The sequence below is a fragment of the Pseudomonas sp. R37(2017) genome, from assembly GCF_002113375.1.
In the GTDB taxonomy this organism is placed as follows: Bacteria; Pseudomonadota; Gammaproteobacteria; order Pseudomonadales; family Pseudomonadaceae; genus Aquipseudomonas.
The window spans coordinates 302,926-321,170 of sequence record NZ_NEHO01000004.1; the positions used below are offsets into that span (position 1 = coordinate 302,926).

17 protein-coding genes are annotated in these 18,245 nt (G+C 60.7%); 13 read left to right on the forward strand and 4 right to left on the reverse strand.

From position 1 onward, the window contains the following. The first annotated feature begins 186 nt into the window (after positions 1–186). Positions 187–1,536 carry an MFS transporter gene (locus tag CAG47_RS09325; protein WP_085724591.1) on the forward strand — a complete coding sequence of 450 codons (1,350 nt, stop codon included), beginning with the start codon at positions 187–189 and terminating at the stop codon, positions 1,534–1,536. A gap of 197 nt (positions 1,537–1,733) precedes the next feature. On the opposite strand, the gene rapA is transcribed toward CAG47_RS09325, so the two are convergent. Next, a complete protein-coding gene (gene rapA / locus CAG47_RS09330; protein ID WP_085724592.1) occupies positions 1,734–4,580 on the reverse strand; it encodes an RNA polymerase-associated protein RapA in 2,847 nt (948 codons plus the stop codon). A gap of 218 nt (positions 4,581–4,798) precedes the next feature. Here rapA and CAG47_RS09335 point away from each other — a divergent pair, with 218 nt between their 5' ends. The 3 genes from CAG47_RS09335 (at position 4,799) to ccoM (ending at position 5,655) form a co-directional block, all read left to right on the forward strand. Further along, entirely contained in the window at positions 4,799–5,140 is a 342-nt protein-coding gene (locus CAG47_RS09335; protein ID WP_085724593.1) for an aspartate-semialdehyde dehydrogenase, read from the forward strand. A 99-nt stretch (positions 5,141–5,239) separates the two neighbouring features. After that, positions 5,240–5,401 carry a hypothetical protein gene (locus CAG47_RS28665; protein ID WP_092267318.1) on the forward strand — a complete coding sequence of 54 codons (162 nt, stop codon included), beginning with the start codon at positions 5,240–5,242 and terminating at the stop codon, positions 5,399–5,401. 143 nt (positions 5,402–5,544) lie between these two features. Further along, positions 5,545–5,655: a cytochrome c oxidase subunit CcoM gene (ccoM, locus tag CAG47_RS29225; RefSeq protein WP_007976669.1), complete on the forward strand. Its 111-nt coding sequence runs from the start codon at positions 5,545–5,547 to the stop codon at positions 5,653–5,655. A gap of 196 nt (positions 5,656–5,851) precedes the next feature. Here ccoM and CAG47_RS09345 read toward each other — a convergent pair whose 3' ends face one another. The 3 genes from CAG47_RS09345 to CAG47_RS09350 form a co-directional block, all read right to left on the reverse strand. Next, positions 5,852–7,327 (reverse strand): inorganic phosphate transporter, encoded by a 1,476-nt coding sequence (locus tag CAG47_RS09345; RefSeq protein WP_085724595.1) that lies wholly within the window; start codon positions 7,325–7,327, stop codon positions 5,852–5,854. An 88-nt stretch (positions 7,328–7,415) separates the two neighbouring features. After that, entirely contained in the window at positions 7,416–7,634 is a 219-nt protein-coding gene (locus tag CAG47_RS27810; RefSeq protein ID WP_143515826.1) for a hypothetical protein, read from the reverse strand. Between the two features lie 69 nt (positions 7,635–7,703). Continuing rightward, a complete protein-coding gene (locus CAG47_RS09350) occupies positions 7,704–7,904 on the reverse strand; it encodes a hypothetical protein (protein ID WP_085724596.1) in 201 nt (66 codons plus the stop codon). A 690-nt stretch (positions 7,905–8,594) separates the two neighbouring features. On the opposite strand from CAG47_RS09350, the gene pcaR reads away from it, so the two are divergent. From pcaR to CAG47_RS09395, 9 genes are all read left to right on the forward strand, one after another. Continuing rightward, positions 8,595–9,437 carry a pca regulon transcriptional regulator PcaR gene (gene pcaR, locus CAG47_RS09355; protein ID WP_085724597.1) on the forward strand — a complete coding sequence of 281 codons (843 nt, stop codon included), beginning with the start codon at positions 8,595–8,597 and terminating at the stop codon, positions 9,435–9,437. 124 nt (positions 9,438–9,561) lie between these two features. Further along, the gene (locus tag CAG47_RS09360) at positions 9,562–10,908 is read left to right on the forward strand and encodes an MFS transporter (protein WP_085724598.1); all 1,347 of its coding nucleotides are present in this window, start codon (positions 9,562–9,564) and stop codon (positions 10,906–10,908) included. 268 nt (positions 10,909–11,176) lie between these two features. Then, positions 11,177–12,034: a CoA transferase subunit A gene (locus tag CAG47_RS09365; RefSeq protein WP_085724599.1), complete on the forward strand. Its 858-nt coding sequence runs from the start codon at positions 11,177–11,179 to the stop codon at positions 12,032–12,034. After that, a complete protein-coding gene (locus CAG47_RS09370; protein ID WP_085724600.1) occupies positions 12,034–12,813 on the forward strand; it encodes a CoA-transferase subunit beta in 780 nt (259 codons plus the stop codon). Before CAG47_RS09365 ends, CAG47_RS09370 begins: the two co-directional genes overlap by 1 nt. After that, positions 12,810–14,015 carry a 3-oxoadipyl-CoA thiolase gene (gene pcaF, locus CAG47_RS09375; protein ID WP_177408945.1) on the forward strand — a complete coding sequence of 402 codons (1,206 nt, stop codon included), beginning with the start codon at positions 12,810–12,812 and terminating at the stop codon, positions 14,013–14,015. The genes CAG47_RS09370 and pcaF overlap by 4 nt, the downstream gene beginning before the upstream one ends. A 36-nt stretch (positions 14,016–14,051) precedes the next feature. Then, positions 14,052–14,756, forward strand: coding sequence for a protocatechuate 3,4-dioxygenase subunit beta (pcaH, locus tag CAG47_RS09380; RefSeq protein WP_085724602.1), 705 nt, complete (start codon positions 14,052–14,054; stop codon positions 14,754–14,756). A gap of 1 nt (position 14,757) precedes the next feature. Next, complete coding sequence (gene pcaG, locus CAG47_RS09385; RefSeq protein WP_085724603.1) at positions 14,758–15,324, forward strand: protocatechuate 3,4-dioxygenase subunit alpha; 567 nt, start codon at positions 14,758–14,760, stop codon at positions 15,322–15,324. Between the two features lie 196 nt (positions 15,325–15,520). Then, positions 15,521–16,825, forward strand: coding sequence for an MFS family transporter (locus CAG47_RS09390; protein WP_085724604.1), 1,305 nt, complete (start codon positions 15,521–15,523; stop codon positions 16,823–16,825). Between the two features lie 44 nt (positions 16,826–16,869). Further along, positions 16,870–18,234, forward strand: a complete 1,365-nt coding sequence (locus CAG47_RS09395) for a 3-carboxy-cis,cis-muconate cycloisomerase (RefSeq protein WP_085724605.1) — start codon at positions 16,870–16,872, stop codon at positions 18,232–18,234. Positions 18,235–18,245 lie beyond the last annotated feature (11 nt).

The following is an 18,245-nucleotide window of genomic DNA, read 5'->3' on the forward strand; positions in this document are numbered from 1 at the left end:
GGGCAGCGGCTCCCCGGTGTTTGCGTTGATGAACATCGGGAGGTGCTTGCCTCCTCTGGGCAACAGGGTGGGGGGCTTTGGGTGGGTATCAGCCTGGCGAATAATGAAGGACAGCCGTAGCCAGCCTGTCTAGATTGCAAAGTCCGGGGGCAGTGACGCCCCAATAACAATAAAAGAGACGGATCCATGCAGAACTCGACCCAAGCGGCCAATGCCTGGCGCATCCTGTTCCTGTTGTTCCTGGCCAACCTGTTCAATTTTTTCGACCGCACCATCCCGGCCATCATCATCGAGCCCATTCGCATGGAATGGCACCTCAGTGATTTCCAGTTGGGGATCATCGGTACGGCGTTCACCATCGTCTACGCCATTGCCGGCTTGCCGCTAGGGCGCATGGCCGACACCGGTTCGCGCAGCAAGCTGATGGGTTGGGGGCTGGCGGTGTGGAGCGGGCTGACGGCCGTCAACGGTATGGTGGGCAATTTCTGGAGCTTCCTGATCGTGCGCATGGGCATCGGCATCGGCGAGGCCAGTTATGCACCGGCCGCCAACTCGCTGATCGGCGACCTGTTTCCGGCGCACCGTCGGGCGCGGGCCATGGGCATCTTCATGCTCGGCTTGCCATTGGGGCTGTTGCTGGCGTTCTTCACCATCGGCGCGATGGTCAAGGCCTTCGATAGCTGGCGCGCGCCGTTCTTTATCGCGGCGGTACCCGGGCTGTTCCTCGCGATTTTCATGTTCTTCATCAAGGAACCGAAACGCGGCGCCGCCGAGAGCGTCCAGGTGTCACAGGAAAAGATCGATCGGCCGATCCGCCGGGTGTTGGCTGTACCGACCTTCCTGTGGCTGGTGATGGCCGGGCTGTGTTTCAACTTCGCGACCTATGCCTGCAACTCGTTTCTGGTGCCGATGCTGCAACGCTACTTCCTCATGCCGTTGCAGGATGCCGCGGTCGCCACCGGGATTATTGTCGGCGTGACCGGGTTGGTCGGCCTGACCCTTGGCGGCTGGATCGCGGACAAGATTCATCAACGGATATCCAACGGGCGGCTGTTGTTTGCGGCCTTCAGCCTGGTGATTTCGACGGTCTGCACCGCGTGGGCGCTGCATTCCGGGCGTATCGGGATTGGGGTGTTTGTCGCCGTGTTCAGCGTCGGCTGGCTGTTCGCCTACAACTTCTATACCTGCGTATACACGGCGATGCAGGACGTGGTCGAGCCGCGCTTGCGGGCGACGGCGATGGCGCTGTTCTTTGCCGGGCTGTATCTGTTGGGCGGTGGCCTGGGGCCGGTGGTGGTCGGGGCTTTGTCCGATCATTTCGCGCACAGGGCGATGCTGGCGGCCGGTGCCGAGCAGATGACGGAAGCCTTCAAGGCGGTCGGCCTGCACGATGCGATGTACCTGATTCCGGTGGCGCTGTTGTTCACCGTGGTGTTTCTGTTCCTGGCTTCGCGGAGTTTCGTGCGCGATGCCAAGCGGATGAAAGAAGGGTTGGTGGAGGTAGTTGAGCCTGACAGTTCTGCGGTGACTGCTTAACCGCTATCGTCGGAACGCCGCCCGGAGCAAGCCCGCTCCCACAGGTTCTGTGGTGTTCGCAGATTCTGTGCACGACGCGGACACTGTGGGAGCGGGCTTGCCCGCGAAGAGGCCATCAACAGCACTACCGACATTGAAGTAAACAAAAAGGCCCGCATCACTGCGGGCCTTCTTTCTATAGCAGTGGAGGAGGGTAGTTAACCCGCCACCAATACCCGGATCGCTTCCAGTCGCAGCGCCGCCTTGTCGAGCATGGCCAGGCCTTGCTCGCGCAGTTTGCGCAGGGCGACCAGTTCGCTGTCGCGCACGGTCGGGTTGACCGCTTGCAAGGCGGTCAGGCGCGCCAGTTCTTCATCGGTATCGGCGGCCAGGCGACGCTGCGCCTCGGCGACACGTTCAGTGTGGCGAGGCAGGACCTTCGCTTCACCGGCGTTGATCCGTGGCGTCAACTGGTCACGCTGGGCCTGGATGAACTTGTTGGCGCTGGCACGCGGCACGCTCTCGAGCTGATCGTTCAAGGTTTCGAACGACACGCGGGGCGACAGGTCGTTGCCGTTGGTGTCGAGCAGGCAGCGCAGTGCGGCCGGCGGCAGGTAGCGGCCCAGTTGCAGCGAGCGCGGGGCAACCACTTCGCTCACATACAGCAGTTCCAGCAACACGGTGCCAGGCTTGAGCGCCTTGTTCTTGATCAGCGCCACGGCGGTGTTGCCCATGGAGCCGGACAGTACCAGATCCATGCCGCCTTGCACCATCGGGTGCTCCCAGGTGATGAACTGCATGTCTTCGCGAGACAGCGCCTGGTTACGGTCGTAGGTAATGGTCACGCCTTCGTCGTCGCCCAGCGGGAAGCTGGCATCGAGCATTTTTTCGCTTGGCTTGAGAATAAGAGCGTTTTCCGAGTGGTCTTCGCTGTCGATGCCGAAGGCGTCGAACAGGGTTTCCATGTAGATCGGCAGCGCGAACTGATCATCTTGCTCAAGGATATCTTCCACCAGCGCATCGCCTTCGCCCGCGCCACCGGAGTTCAGCTCCAGCAAACGGTCGCGGCCGGTGTGCAGCTCGGCTTCCAGGCGCTCACGCTCGGTGCGGGCTTCGTCGATCAGCGCTTGCCACTCGCTGTCGTCGGCTTCTTCGAGCAGCGGCAGCAGGCGTGGGCCGAACTGGTGCTGCAAGGCGTTGCCGGTCGGGCAGGTGTTGAGGAAAGCATTCAGTGCTTCGTGGTACCACTGGAACAGACGCTCTTGCGGGCTGGTTTCCAGGAACGGCACGTGCAGTTCGATCGTGTGCTTCTGGCCGATCCGGTCCAGACGGCCGATCCGCTGTTCCAGCAGGTCCGGGTGGGACGGCAGGTCGAACAGCACCAGGTGGTGAGCGAACTGGAAGTTGCGGCCTTCACTGCCGATTTCCGAGCAGATCAGCACCTGCGCGCCAAACTCTTCGTCGGCGAAGTAGGCGGCGGCGCGGTCACGCTCGAGGATGTTCATGCCCTCATGGAACACCGTGGCCGGGATGCCAGAACGCACGCGCAGGGCGTCTTCCAGGTCCATGGCGGTCTCGGCGTGGGCGCAGATCACCAGCACTTTGGTGCGCTTGAGCATCTTCAACTGGTCGATCAGCCATTCGACGCGGGGGTCGAATTTCCACCAGCGCTCTTCTTCGCTGGCGTCCGGTTGGGCCTGGAAGCTGACTTCCGGGTACAGCTCGGCGTGATCGCCCAGCGGCAGTTCGAGGTACTCGTCCGGGCATGGCAGCGGATACGGGTGCAGCTTGCGCTCGGGGAAACCCTGCACGGCGGCGCGGGTGTTGCGGAACAGCACGCGGCCGGTGCCGTGGCGGTCGAGCAGTTCGCGCACAAGGCGGGCGCTGGCTTCGTTGTCACCATCGTTGACGGCGGCCAGCAGGGCTTCACCTTCGTTGCCGAGGAAGCCATGGATGGTCTTGTGGGCTTGCGGCGACAGGCGACCCTGGTCCAGCAACTCCTGAACGGCTTCGGCCACCGGGCGATAGTTTTCGCTCTCGGCGCGGAAGGCTTGCAGGTCATGGAAGCGGTTCGGGTCGAGCAGGCGCAGACGGGCGAAATGGCTGTCCTGGCCCAGTTGTTCCGGGGTAGCGGTCAACAGCAGGACGCCGGGAATGGTTTCGGCGAGCTGCTCGACCAGCGAGTATTCAGGGCTGACCTGATCTTCGTGCCACACCAGGTGGTGTGCCTCGTCGACCACCATCAAGTCCCAGCCCGCCGCGAACAGCGCGTCCTGGGCCTTCTCGTCGTCCACCAGCCACTCGAGCGCGACCAGCGCGAGCTGGGTGTCTTCGAACGGGTTGCTGGCATCGCTTTCGATAAAGCGCTCTTCGTCGAACAGCGCAACCTGCAGGTTGAAGCGGCGGCGCATTTCAACCAGCCATTGGTGCTGCAGGTTCTCCGGAACCAGGATCAGCACGCGGCTGGCGCGGCCCGAGAGCAATTGGCGATGGATCACCAGGCCCGCTTCGATGGTTTTACCCAGGCCCACTTCGTCGGCCAGCAGAACCCGTGGAGCGATACGATCGGCGACTTCGCGAGCAATGTGCAACTGGTGCGCGATCGGTTGTGCACGCACGCCACCCAGGCCCCACAACGAGGACTGCAATTGGCGGCTGGTGTGTTCAAGGGTGTGATAACGCAGGGAGAACCAGGCCAGCGGGTCGATCTGGCCGGCGAACAAACGGTCGCTGGCCAGGCGGAACTGAATGAAGTTCGACAGTTGGGTTTCCGGCAGGGTGACCACTTCGTTCTGCGCATTGAGGCCGTGGTAAACCAGCAGGCCATCAATGTCATCGACCTCGCGGACGGTCAGTTTCCAGCCTTCGAAATGAGTGATGGAGTCGCCCGGCGAAAACCGCACGCGGGTAAGGGGCGCATTCCGTAGCGCGTACTGGCGGGTGTCGCCAGTGGCCGGGTAGAGCACGGTCAACAAGCGGCCGTCCTGTGCCAGAACGGTGCCTAAACCCAGCTCGGCTTCGCTGTCACTGATCCAGCGTTGCCCCGGTTGATACTGCTGCGCCATGCTGCCTGACTCCCACCTTGAAAAAGCGGGCTATCTTAACGGAATGAGGGCTTCAGGGCCAAAGGACTCTCAGAAAAACTCACAGTCTTACGTTAGCCCACCTATGCATGACGCGCCGCTCGGTGCACGAATGAGTGCCAATTGGCTCACAGTTTGCGACCGATGGCTCAAGTCGCCATTCTCGAAGCCGACAGCCTGCTGACAGGAGACCGAAAACCATGCTGCCACCGATGCTCCCCTTGAGTGCCGTGCCGATCACTTCGCAAACCGACCCGATCCGCCAGCGTCCGGATATTCCACCGGTGGTGCCGGTGCAGGAAAGCTCGAGTGAAAGCACCATTGACCTGCAAAAACGCAATCCTGAAGAGGATGGCCTGGTGCTGCGCGAGGAGCAGCGCCGCAGGCAGGAGCAGGAACGCCGCCGCCGCGAAGCCGACAATGGCCCCGAGGCGCACCTGGCGATTCCCGGCGACGAACTCAATGCCGACAACACCGTGCCAGTGGCGCCGTTGATGGAAGATCAGCCACGGCAGGGGCTGTGGGTCGACATCGAGATTTGAGCGCAGACTGGTCAGCGCGGCCGTCAGGACGCATTATTGGCGCAGGGTCGCCGAACGCTACGGTGGCTGAATTTCATTTCAAGCGAAGCACTGACCGCCATGAGCCAAGACGACAAACTGATTGATCTCAACGCTGAGCGCGCCAAGCGTGTTCATGACCTCAATGACAAACGGCTCAATGAAGTTCGCCAGGCGTTCGAGCAGGCCATGCCGTTGGGCAAGCCAAAGAAGAAGCCGAAAAACAAACCGAAAAAGCGCTGAAATCCCCCGCATTCATTGATGCGGGTCAAAGGTTCCCCTTCCTCTTGCCCAGTCTCGGGCGACATTGATCCCGGTCAATATTCTCTCCTGCCCCTTTGGTTAACTTAGCCCTATCGCAACAAGCCAAGTGCAGGAGACGCGTCATGTTTTTCGACAACGTGGTGATCGCCGGAGTGCTGACTGTCAGCCTCATGTTTGTGTTTTTTGCAGGGTTCGGACTTTTTATCTGGAAGGATTCGCACAAGCGGAAATAACCGTGGTTCTTTCTGGATGTAATGAGCACGCAAGGCATTTTGGGCAACTTCGGTTGCCCTTTTTTTTGCCTGCAAAAATCTGTTGGAGTGCATAAAACCACCGCCGCTCCCACATGGGTTCTATGGTGTTAAGAAATTCATGGCAATAAAAAAGGCGCGTTCCTTGCGGAGCGCGCCTTTTTCGTTTGGCTGCTTATCAGCTGCCAAGTGCCTTCGAGGCGAGCCAGAACAACCCGGCCGACAGCGCCACTGTGGCTGGCAGGGTCAATACCCAGGCCAGCAGGATGTTTTTGACGGTGCCGCCTTGCAGACCGCTCTTGTTGGCGACCATGGTGCCCGCCACGCCAGAGGACAGCACGTGGGTAGTGGAAACCGGCAGGCTGAAGACGTTCGCCATGCCGATCAGGCCGGCTGTGGTGATCTGCGCCGACATGCCTTGGGAGTAAGTCATGCCTTGCTTGCCGATCTTCTCGCCAATGGTCAGGACCACGCGTTTCCAGCCGACCATGGTGCCCAGGCCCAAGGCCAGTGCAACCGCCAGGATCACCCAGAACGGGGCGTACTCAGTAGTGGTGGTCAGGTCTTTGCGCAGCTTGTCCAGGTCGGCCTTTTCACGAGCCCCGAGGCTTGGCAGCTTGCTGACTTTCTTCGCGGTGTCGTCCAGGCAGAGCAGGTAGCGACGTATTTCGATACGGCTTTCCGCCGGCAGCGAGTGGTAGTCCGCTACACCTTTGAGGCTGCCGAGCAGGGCGCTGATGGTTGGTTCGGTCTGTTGCGGGTTGCAACGGAACTTCTCCGGCAGATCGCCTTCTACACTCTTGCCCAGGGCCAGGTACTCACCCAGGGTTTCGGCATTGCGCTGGTAGAACTGGCTCAGGTGCAGCGTGGCGTCGCGGGTGCGCTCGATCTGGTAGGTCGTGCTGTTCAGGTCGAGGACGAACTGCGCCGGCACGATACCGATCAGGACCAGCATGATCAGGCCGATACCTTTCTGGCCATCGTTGGAACCGTGTACGAAGCTCACGCCCATGGCCGAGATCACCAGTACCAGGCGATTCCAGAACGGAGGGTGTTTCTTGTCGTCGATCTTGCGGCGCTGTTCCGGCGTCTTGTGCATCTTCGACAGCGGACGCCACCATTTAAGGCCGATAAGGATCAGCGCGGCGATCAGGAAGCCGGCCATTGGCGAGAACACAAGCGACATGCCGATATCGATCGCCTTCTGCCAGTTCACGCCATCGGCCAACGGAATGTCGTTGATCAAGGCATTCGCCAGGCCTACGCCAAGGATCGAACCGATCAACGTATGGGAGCTGGAGGCGGGGATACCGAAATACCAGGTGCCCAGGTTCCAGGTGATGGCTGCGGCGAGCAACGAGAACACCATCGCCAGACCATGGCCGGTGTTCACATTGATCAGCAGCTCTACCGGCAGCAGGTGGACAATGGCATAGGCCACGCCGACCCCGCCCAGCAGCACGCCGAGGAAGTTGAACACGCCGGAGAAAAACACCGCCAGGTGAGGCGGCATGGCTTTGGTGTAGATAACGGTGGCCACCGCGTTAGCGGTGTCATGAAAGCCGTTGATGAACTCGAAGGCGAGGACAAAGGCCAGGGCGAGCAAGAGGCTCACAAGCACCCAAGCATCCAGTCCGCTGAATAAATCGATCATGAAGGTTTTCTGACCCGGTCATAAGGGGGCGCGATTATGCCAGAAAAGAGTGTCAATCAATGCACTAGCTGCTCGTCGGTAACATTCTTCAATGATTTTTTTCGCCGCAAAGCCCAAAACCCAAGGGTTTTGCTGTGTTTTTTAAGTCATTGATTTTATTTGAAAAGATAGCCGTCGCAGGTGAATCGCGCCCCAGGGGGATAGGCTTGAAAGCTTGTGCGAAAAATCTGAGAAATAGGTCAGATACCGAAAATCTGCCTGATTCGATGAGGGTGAAGGCCGCTGCCCGCTGGTAGCGGGCGCGCAAGGCAAGATCGATACATCCCGCTTTTAACGGGTGCAGAGGCAGGCCTTTATAAGAAGCAGACCGAAGCAGTCACGGCTCTTCGGCTCGGAGTTCCTTTTCCATTTTTTGAAGTTCCTGCTGGAAAACCTGATCCTGAACGGTGGCGCGTTTACGCCAGGGTTTGCGTTCCGGTTCGGGTTGAGCGGCGTAAGTGGTGACTTCTCCGCCGTAAACTTCCTTGTAACGTTGTTCCTGGCGCTCTAGTTCCGCGCGCAGTTCGTCTTTCGTCACAGTGCTACCTGATTGAGTTGAGATAAATTCTGGTGAAAACGCGCTGCATCAAATCGATTGATCACGTTTGTCGAGTGGGCAATGCCCGTCAAGGCATCGTTCTGGCAACGACGTGCTCAATACTTCCATGTCACAGGCGGCCACGGCACCAGAGATAAACAGCTGACGTAGCTTCAGTTTCCTGTTTCAGCAAGCGCACCGGCAAGGCATTTGCAATGCGGATGTGGCGCTTGCGAAGGGCAACGCAGATGGGACATCTGCATTGCCGGGCAGCGGGTCCGGCAAGTAAAAAACCGAAGCGCTACTGAGTTGTATTATAGCGGCCGATTTGAAGAACACTATATCCAAAAAGTTGAAAGCGGGTCTTGGCGTGTGACCGTTTTGTTGCTCGAAACTTACGATCAACTAGAACGTCGACTGATACCTCATCGCTGCGATACCTTCCTGGCGCCATTAAACCGAGCAAGTTACGGTACTTGGAGTGCCCCATTAAATCCTGCTTCGAGTCGATGTAATCATGCGTACGTGAGTCAGTGAAAACCGAATATCAACGGATCGGGTGACAGGCTCGATGGATTGCGATTATCGGTCGAGCGTTCGATAATCGCCCGGTGTTGGTGCGTTGGGCTTGAGCGTCAGGCGCCAGCCCTTTGTAATAGTCGCTGATCCGAGTGGGTAAAAGGACCTTGTATGAACGATCAAATGCGCAATTCCTTCGCTTCAGTGGCTCCACCCATCGTTGCCTCACCGGCCAAGCGAATCCAGGCACTGACCGGTGACCCGGATTTCATGACCTCCCTGGCCCGTGGCCTGGCCGTGGTGCAGGCGTTTCAGGAGCGCAAACGGCACCTGACCATCGCCCAGATCAGCCACCGCACGGAAATTCCCCGCGCCGCTGTGCGCCGTTGCCTGCATACCCTGATCAAGCTCGGCTACGCCACCACCGATGGCCGTACCTATTCGTTGCTGCCCAAAGTGCTGACTCTCGGTCATGCCTATGTTTCTTCGACGCCGCTGGCGGTGTCCGCCCAGCCTTACCTGGACCGCATGAGCGAACAACTGCACGAGGCCTGCAACATGGCCACGCTGGAAGGTGATGACATTCTGTACATCGCTCGCTCTGCGACCACGCAGCGGCTGATTTCGGTGGACCTGTCGGTAGGCGGGCGCTTGCCGGCCTATTGCACGTCGATGGGGCGGATTCTGCTGGCCGCGCTGGATGACACGTCGCTGGGCGAGTACCTCGATCACGCCGAATTGCAGGCCAAGACCAGTCGTACGATCCACACCCCCCAGGCATTGCTCGAATGCCTGCAAGAGGTGCGACAGCAAGGCTGGTGCATCGTCGACCAGGAACTCGAGCAAGGGCTGCGGTCGATTGCGGTCCCGGTGTACGACGCCTCCGGCCAGGTGGTGGCGGCCCTCAATGTCAGCACCCACGCCGGGCGAGTCAGCCGCAATGAGCTGGAACAGCGTTTCCTGCCCGGTCTGCTGAGTGCCAGTCGCGACCTCAGTACCCAGCTGTTTACTTAAGCTGTTCGATAAACGCACGGAGTTGCGCTTGGCGAATTGACGCTGTTTCCCGTGGATCATTAATGTCGCGACTGCGTCAGCCCCGGCTGGCCCCTTTTCGACTGCGATCCATGGAATAAAAATAATGAACCAGCCCCAGTCTGCTGTAGGCAACTGCCTCGACGTGCAGTCCTTCATCAATGCTCAACCCATTTCGCGCTACCAGTGGCGGGTGGTGATCCTGTGTTTCCTGATTGTCTTCCTCGACGGCCTCGATACCGCGGCCATGGGTTTCATCGCGCCGGCGCTGTCTCAGGATTGGGGAATCGATCGCGCCAGCCTTGGTCCGGTAATGAGTGCTGCGCTGATCGGCATGGTCTTCGGCGCGCTTGGATCGGGGCCTTTGGCCGACCGTTTCGGACGAAAAGTCGTACTGGTCGGGGCCGTACTTTTGTTCGGCGCCTTCAGCCTGGCCTCGGCCTACAGCAGCAATGTGGACCAGCTGTTGGTATTGCGCTTCCTGACTGGCCTGGGTTTGGGCGCCGGCATGCCGAATGCCACGACCCTGCTGTCGGAATACACCCCCGAGCGCAAAAAGTCCCTGCTGGTGACCAGCATGTTCTGCGGATTCAACCTCGGCATGGCCGGAGGTGGATTTATTTCGGCCAAGCTCATTCCGGCCTTTGGCTGGCACAGCCTGCTGCTGATCGGCGGGATTCTGCCGCTGATCCTCGCCGTCGTCTTGCTGCTCTGGCTGCCGGAATCGGCGCGCTACCTGGTGGTACGCAACCGCGGCACGGACAAAGTGCGCGAGGCACTGGCGCCGATTGACCCGACAGTGGTGGCCCAGGCGTCCAGCTTCAGCGTACCGGAACAGAAAACCGTGAAGGCGCGCAATGTGTTCGCGGTGATTTTCTCCGGCACCTACAGCATCGGCACCTTGCTGTTGTGGCTGACCTACTTCATGGGCCTGGTGATCGTTTACCTGCTGACCAGCTGGCTGCCGACGCTGATGCGTGACAGTGGCGCGAGCATGGAACAGGCCGCCTTCATCGGCGCGCTGTTCCAGCTTGGCGGTGTGTTGAGCGCGGTGGGTGTGGGCTGGGCGATGGACAGGTTCAATCCGCACAAGGTCATTGGCACTTTCTACCTGTTGGCCGGGGTGTTTGCCTACGCGGTAGGGCAGAGCCTGGGCAACATCGCGCTGTTGGCGACGCTGGTCCTGGTGGCCGGTATGTGCGTCAACGGTGCGCAATCGGCGATGCCGTCGCTGGCTGCGCGGTTTTATCCGACCCAGGGGCGGGCCACCGGGGTGTCGTGGATGCTCGGAATCGGCCGCTTCGGCGCCATCCTCGGGGCGTGGATGGGCGCGACGCTGTTGGGGCTGGGCTGGAACTTCGAGCAAGTGCTGACGGCGCTGGTGATTCCAGCGGCACTGGCAACCACGGCGGTGGTGATCAAGGGCATGGTCAGCCATGCGGATGCGACCTGAGCGTCTGACTCAGCATCTCTGGTGGCTTTGATGGCCTCTTCGCGAGCAGGCTCGCTCCCACAAGGGTAAGTGTGATCCTTGTGGGAGCGAGCCTGCTTGCGAAGCTTTTGGGGATCGGTAGCCAGACAACAATGTGTTCGATAAACGAACACTCAGTCGATTATCGGATTGTTTGGCGTTTTCCGCAGGCTTAACCTTCAGTCATTCCGGCGCTGCGCATCGGCGCCTTCTTCCACTGTCGGTTAACAATAAACGGGAGCCTGCCCCAATGGCTGAAATCCTTTCGCTGCACGACGCGGTGAAGCAATTCGTAAACGACGGCGATACGGTCGCGCTCGAAGGCTTTACCCACCTGATCCCGACGGCGGCGGGTCACGAAATCATTCGTCAGGGCAAAAAAGATCTGACCCTGGTACGGATGACCCCTGACCTGATCTACGACCAGTTGATCGGCGCCGGTTGTGCCCGCAAGCTGATTTTTTCCTGGGGCGGCAACCCGGGTGTCGGCTCCCTGCATCGTCTGCGTGACGCCGTAGAGAAGCAGTGGCCCCATGCGATGGAAATCGAAGAACACAGCCACGCCGACCTGGCCAATGCCTATGTCGCCGGTGCTTCCGGCCTGCCGTTCGCGGTGCTGCGTGCCTACGCCGGTTCCGACTTGCCGAAGGTCAACCCGCTGATCAAATCCGTCACCTGCCCGTTCACTGGCGAAGTGCTGGCCGCCGTGCCTTCGGTACGCCCGGACATTACCGTGATCCACGCGCAGAAAGCCGATCGCAAGGGCAACGTACTGCTCTGGGGCATCCTCGGTGTGCAGAAAGAAGCTGCGTTGGCCGCCAAGCGCTGCATCGTCACCGTTGAAGAGATCGTCGACGACCTCAATGCACCAATGAACGCCTGCGTGCTGCCGACCTGGGCCTTGAGCGCGGTTTGCCATGTACCTGGCGGTGCGCATCCGTCCTACGCCCACGGTTACACCGAACGCGACAACCGTTTCTACCAGGCCTGGGACCCGATTGCCCGCGACCGTGAAACCTTCACCGCGTGGATCAACGAATACATCCATGGCAGCGCTGACTTCAGCGAGTTCCAGGCCAAACTGGCCGCCGCTTCGGAGGCGAAGTAATGACTTACACCACCAATGAAATGATGACCGTCGCCGCTGCCCGTCGCTTGAAGAACGGTTCGGTGTGCTTCGTCGGTATCGGCCTGCCATCGAAAGCGGCCAACCTGGCTCGCCTCACGTCCTCTCCGGACGTGGTCCTGATCTACGAATCGGGTCCGATCGGTGCAAAGCCGAGTGTATTGCCACTGTCGATCGGTGACGGTGAGTTGGCGGAAACCGCTGACACCGTGGTGCCGACCGGCGAGATTTTCCGTTACTGGCTGCAGGGCGGGCGTATTGACGTCGGCTTCCTGGGGGCGGCGCAAGTCGACCGTTTCGGCAACATCAACACCACCGTGGTGGGCGATTACCACGCGCCGAAAGTGCGTCTGCCAGGCGCCGGCGGCGCGCCGGAAATTGCCGGTTCCGCCAAGAGCGTGCTGATCATCCTCAAACAGTCGGCGCGCTCCTTCGTCGACAAACTCGACTTCATCACTTCGGTCGGCCATGGCGAGGGCGGTGATTCACGCAAGCGTCTCGGCCTGCCGGGCGCCGGTCCGGTCGGGATCATCACCGACCTGTGCATCATGGAGCCGGAGGAGGGCACCCACGAATTCGTGGTCACCGCATTGCACCCGGGCGTAACCCGCGAGCAAGTGGTGGCTGCCACCGGCTGGGCGATTCGCTTTGCCGACCAGGTAGAACAAACTGCCGAGCCAACGGAAGTCGAACTGACCGCGCTGCGCGACCTCGAAGCCCGTACCGCTGCCGCACACGGCCAAGCCCCCGGAGAAGCGTGATGCGTGACGTTTATATCTGCGATGCCATTCGTACCCCCATCGGCCGTTTCGGCGGTGGCTTGTCGACGGTGCGTGCCGACGATCTGGCGGCCGTGCCGATCAAGGCCTTGATGGAGCGCAATCCGTCGGTGGACTGGAGCGCCGTGGACGAGGTGTTCCTCGGCTGCGCCAACCAGGCCGGCGAAGACAACCGCAACGTCGCGCGCATGGCACTGCTGCTGGCCGGCCTGCCGGAAACCATTCCCGGTGTGACCCTCAATCGTCTTTGCGCTTCGGGCATGGACGCCATCGGCACCGCGTTCCGCGCGATCGCCAGCGGCGAGATGGAGCTGGCAATTGCCGGTGGCGTCGAATCGATGTCCCGTGCGCCGTTCGTGATGGGCAAGGCCGACGCGGCGTTTTCGCGCAACATGAAGCTCGAAGACACCACCATCGGCTGGCGTTTCATCAACCCGCTGATGAAAGCCCAGTACGGCGTGGACGCGATGCCGCAGACCGCCGACAACGTGGCTGATGATTACAAGGTCTCCCGCGAAGATCAGGACGCCTTTGCCTTGCGCAGTCAGCAGCGCACCGCCGCCGCGCAAGCCGCCGGGTTCTTCGCCGAAGAAATCGTTGAAGTGCGGATCGCCCACAAGAAGGGTGAAACCGTGGTCAGCCAGGACGAGCATCCTCGCGCCGACACCACCCTGGAAGCCCTGGCCCGACTCAAACCGGTCAACGGCCCTGACAAGACTGTCACCGCCGGTAATGCTTCCGGTGTGAACGACGGCGCCGCCGCATTGATCCTGGCTTCGGCCGAAGCGGTGAAAAAGCACGGCCTGACCGCTCGCGCCAAGGTGCTGGGCATGGCCAGCGCCGGTGTCGCCCCACGCGTCATGGGGATTGGCCCGGTCCCGGCGGTGCGTAAACTGATCGAGCGCCTCGGTGTGGCGGTCAGCGATTTCGATGTGATCGAACTCAACGAAGCCTTCGCCAGCCAGGGCTTGGCGGTGCTGCGTGAACTGGGAATCGCGGACGACGCGGCCCAGGTCAACCCGAACGGTGGCGCGATTGCCTTGGGCCATCCATTGGGCATGAGCGGTGCGCGATTGGTGTTGACTGCATTGCATCAGTTGGAAAAAACCGGTGGCAAAAAAGGTCTGGCAACCATGTGCGTTGGTGTCGGTCAAGGTCTGGCCCTGGCGATCGAGCGCGTCTGACGCGCTCGAAGACTTACAAGAACTGAGGAATGCTTCATGACTGACAAGCCTGGTTACCGTCGCCCACAGGCGGGCACTCAGCCTGAGTACCTGCACCCGACCTATCAATCCACCAATCTGCGCTCGCCGTCCAAGCCGTTGGTGTTTCTGCCCCATTCGTTGTCGGAAATTACCGGCCCGACCGTAGGTGCCGAACGCATCAACGAGAAGGACAACGACCTGACCGCTCAGCACGAGGGGCAGCCACAGGGTGAGCGCATCCTCATTCACGGCCGCGTGCTCGATGAAAACGGTCTGCCGGTGCCGGGGATTCTGGTGGAGATCTGGCAGGCCAACGCCGCCGGTCGCTATGCACATGCCCGCGACCTGCACGACGCGCCGCTGGACCCGAACTTCACCGGCACCGGCCGCACCGTGACCGACGCCGATGGCTGGTATCAGTTCCAGACCATCAAGCCCGGCGCCTATCCGTGGGGCAACCACCACAACGCGTGGCGCCCGGCGCACATTCACTTCTCGTTGTTCGGGCCGAGCATCCTGACGCGCCTGGTGACGCAGATGTATTTCCCGGGCGACCCGCTGCTGGCGTACGACCCGATTTACAATTGCGTGCCCGATACCAGCGCCAAAGAGCGGTTGATCGCCACGTTCGACCTGGAAAAAACCATCCCTTCCTATGCCCTCGGTTATCGCTGGGACATCGTATTGCGCGGCCGCGATGCCACGCCGATGGAGAAATAAGATGACGCTGACTGCGACCACGTCCCACACCGTCGGGCCGTACTACCACATCGGCCTGACCTGGCTGAACCGCGAAAACCTGGCCGTCGAGCAAACCCTGGGCGAGCGCGTGGCGATCACCGGGCAAGTGGTCGACGGCAATGGCGACATCGTCAACGACGCGATGCTGGAAGTCTGGCAGGCCAACGCCGCCGGCAAGTATGACCACCCGGAAGATGACCAGGACAAACCCCTGGACCCGAACTTCGAAGGTTTTGGTCGGGTACCGGTGGATGCCGAAGGGCGTTTTCGCTTCACCACCATCAAGCCGGGCACGGTCGAGGGGCTCAAAGGCACCACCCAGGCACCACACCTGGTGGTGCTGGTGTTTGCCCGTGGCCTGGTGAAGCACTTGCTGACGCGGATCTACTTTGATGGCGAGGCGGCCAACATCGATGACCCGCTGCTGGAGTGCGTGCCGGCCGAGCGTCGCGCTACGTTGATGGCGAAAAAGGATGCGTCGGGTGTGTACCAGTGGAACGTGGTTCTGCAGGGCACCGATGCCGAGACGGTGTTCTTCGATTACTGATCGAACACCGCAAAAAAACTGTGGGAGCGAGCCTGCTCGCGAAAGCGGTGTATCAGACAACATTGATATCGACTGATATGACGCCTTCGCGAGCAGGCTCGCTCCCACAGGGGTACGTATTGCTGATGTATCTGTGGAACGGGACTATTGCAAAGTGTGTCTAGACTCTCATTGTCCCCATTGAGTGAACAAAACAATGACAACGCCTACAGCTCCTGCTGCTCTCTATACGGGCGAAGAACGCAGCAAGCGGATCTTTGCCATCGTCGGTGCTTCTTCCGGCAACCTGGTCGAGTGGTTCGACTTCTACGTCTACGCCTTCTGTGCGATCTATTTCGCCCCGGCCTTTTTCCCGTCCGATAACCCCACGGTGCAATTGGTCAATACCGCCGGCGTGTTCGCTGCCGGGTTCCTGATGCGGCCGATTGGCGGCTGGATTTTCGGGCGGGTGGCGGACAGGCACGGGCGCAAGAACTCGATGCTGATCTCGATTCTGATGATGTGCTTCGGCTCGTTGCTGATCGCCTGTCTGCCGACCTACAACAGTATCGGAGTCTGGGCACCGCTCCTGTTGCTGTTCGCCCGCTTGCTGCAAGGTTTGTCGGTGGGTGGAGAATACGGCACGACCGCCACTTACATGAGCGAAGTGGCGCTCAAGGGCCAGCGCGGGTTCTTCGCATCGTTCCAGTACGTGACCCTGATTGGTGGTCAGTTGCTGGCGGTGTCGCTGGTGGTGATCCTGCAACAGTTCCTCAATGAGGACGAATTGCGTGCCTATGGCTGGCGGATTCCGTTTGTGGTCGGTGCCATGGCGGCGTTGGTTTCGCTGTATTTGCGTCGTTCGCTCAAAGAAACCACCAGCAAGGAAATGCGCGAAAACAAGGACGCCGGCAGCATCAGCGCGCTGTTTCGCGACCATAAAGCCGCGTTCATCACCGTACTGGGCTACACCGCCGGTGGCTCGCTGATTTTCTATACCTTCACCACGTACATGCAAAAGTACCTGGTGAACACTGCCGGCATGCCGGCCAAGACCGCCAGCTACATCATGACCGGCGCGCTGTTCTTCTATATGTGCATGCAGCCGATCTTCGGCATGCTCGCCGACAAGATCGGCCGGCGTAACTCGATGCTTTGGTTCGGTGCCCTCGGCACGCTGTTCACCGTGCCGATCCTGCTGAGCCTGAAAAGTGTCAGCAGTCCGTTCCTCGCTTTTGTATTGATTACCCTGGCCCTGGCGATCGTCAGTTTCTACACCTCGATCAGCGGCTTGGTGAAAGCCGAAATGTTCCCGCCCGAGGTGCGTGCACTGGGCGTTGGCCTGGCGTATGCGGTGGCGAATGCGATCTTCGGTGGCTCAGCGGAGTATGTGGCCTTGAGCCTGAAGGCCGTGGGCATGGAAAACTCCTTCTACTGGTACGTGACCGTGATGATGGCGATAGCGTTCCTGTTCAGCCTGCGTCTGCCGAAACAGGCGAAGTACCTGCATCACGATCTTTGATCTCACGCGCGGGCCGCAGCGGCCCGCGCCTTCAGGAATTGTTTATGAACCAGCGACCGGGCAATCAATTGTTCGATGCCTATTTCACTGCCCGCGATATGCGTGAGGTGTTCTGCGATCAGGGCCGGGTCCAGGCCATGCTCGATTTCGAGGCGGCATTGGCCCGGGCCGAAGCCCGGGTCGGGTTGATCCCCTCGAGTGCTGTCGCGCCGATCGAGGCCGCTTGCAGCGCCGGGCTATATGACTTCGTCGCGTTGGGCGAGGCGATTGCCGTCGCGGGTAACTCGGCGATTCCATTGGTCAAGGCTCTGGGCAAACAGATTGCTTCGCACAATGCCGAGGCTGAGCGTTACGTGCATCTGGGCGCGACCAGTCAGGATGTGATGGACAGCGGCCTGGTATTGCAACTGCGTCGCGCACTGGAACTGATCGAAAGTGATCTGGCGCAACTGGGCCAAACCCTTGCGGCGCAGGCCCGACGTTATGCGGCGACGCCGCTGGCCGGGCGCACCTGGTTGCAGCATGCAACGCCGGTCACCCTGGGCATGAAAATCGCGGGTTGGCTGGGGGCGGTGACGCGCAGTCGCCAGCGCTTGGCCGAACTCAAGCCGCGGCTGCTGGTGCTGCAGTTTGGCGGTGCGTCCGGAACCCTGGCGGCCCTGGGTGAACAGGCCATGCCGATTGCCCGTGCACTGGCTGAAGAACTGCAACTGACCTTGCCCGAACAGCCGTGGCACACCCAGCGCGATCGCGTGGTGGAGTTCGCTGCCGCACTCGGTCTGATCGCCGGCAGTCTCGGCAAACTGGGTCGTGACATCAGCCTGTTGATGCAAACCGAGGCCGCCGAAGTGTTCGAACCCTCGGCGCCGGGCAAGGGCGGTTCTTCGACCATGCCGCACAAGCGCAATCCAGTGGGCGCGGCGGTGCTGATCGGCGCGGCGACGCGTGTCCCCGGCCTGCTCTCGACGCTGTTCAGCGCCATGCCCCAGGAGCACGAACGCAGCCTCGGCCTGTGGCATGCCGAGTGGGAAACCCTGCCGGAGATTTGCTGCCTGGTGTCGGGCAGCCTGCAGCAAGCGCTGTTGATTGCGCAGGGGCTGGAAGTGGATGCCGCGCGCATGACCCGCAACCTCGATTTGACCCAGGGCCTGGTGCTCGCCGAAGCGGTGAGCATCGTCCTGGCCCAACGGGTCGGCCGCGATACCGCGCATCATCTGCTGGAGCAATGCTGCAAACGCGCCGTGGCTGAACAACGTCACCTGCGTGCAGTCCTCGGCGACGAACCGCAAGTGACCGCCGAACTGTCGGCGGCTGAACTCGATCATCTGCTGGACCCCGCCCATTACCTCGGCCAGGCGAAAAACTGGGTCGAGCGGGCGGTGGCCGAACATTCTGCATTGACTGCCTGAAGGAGACTTGC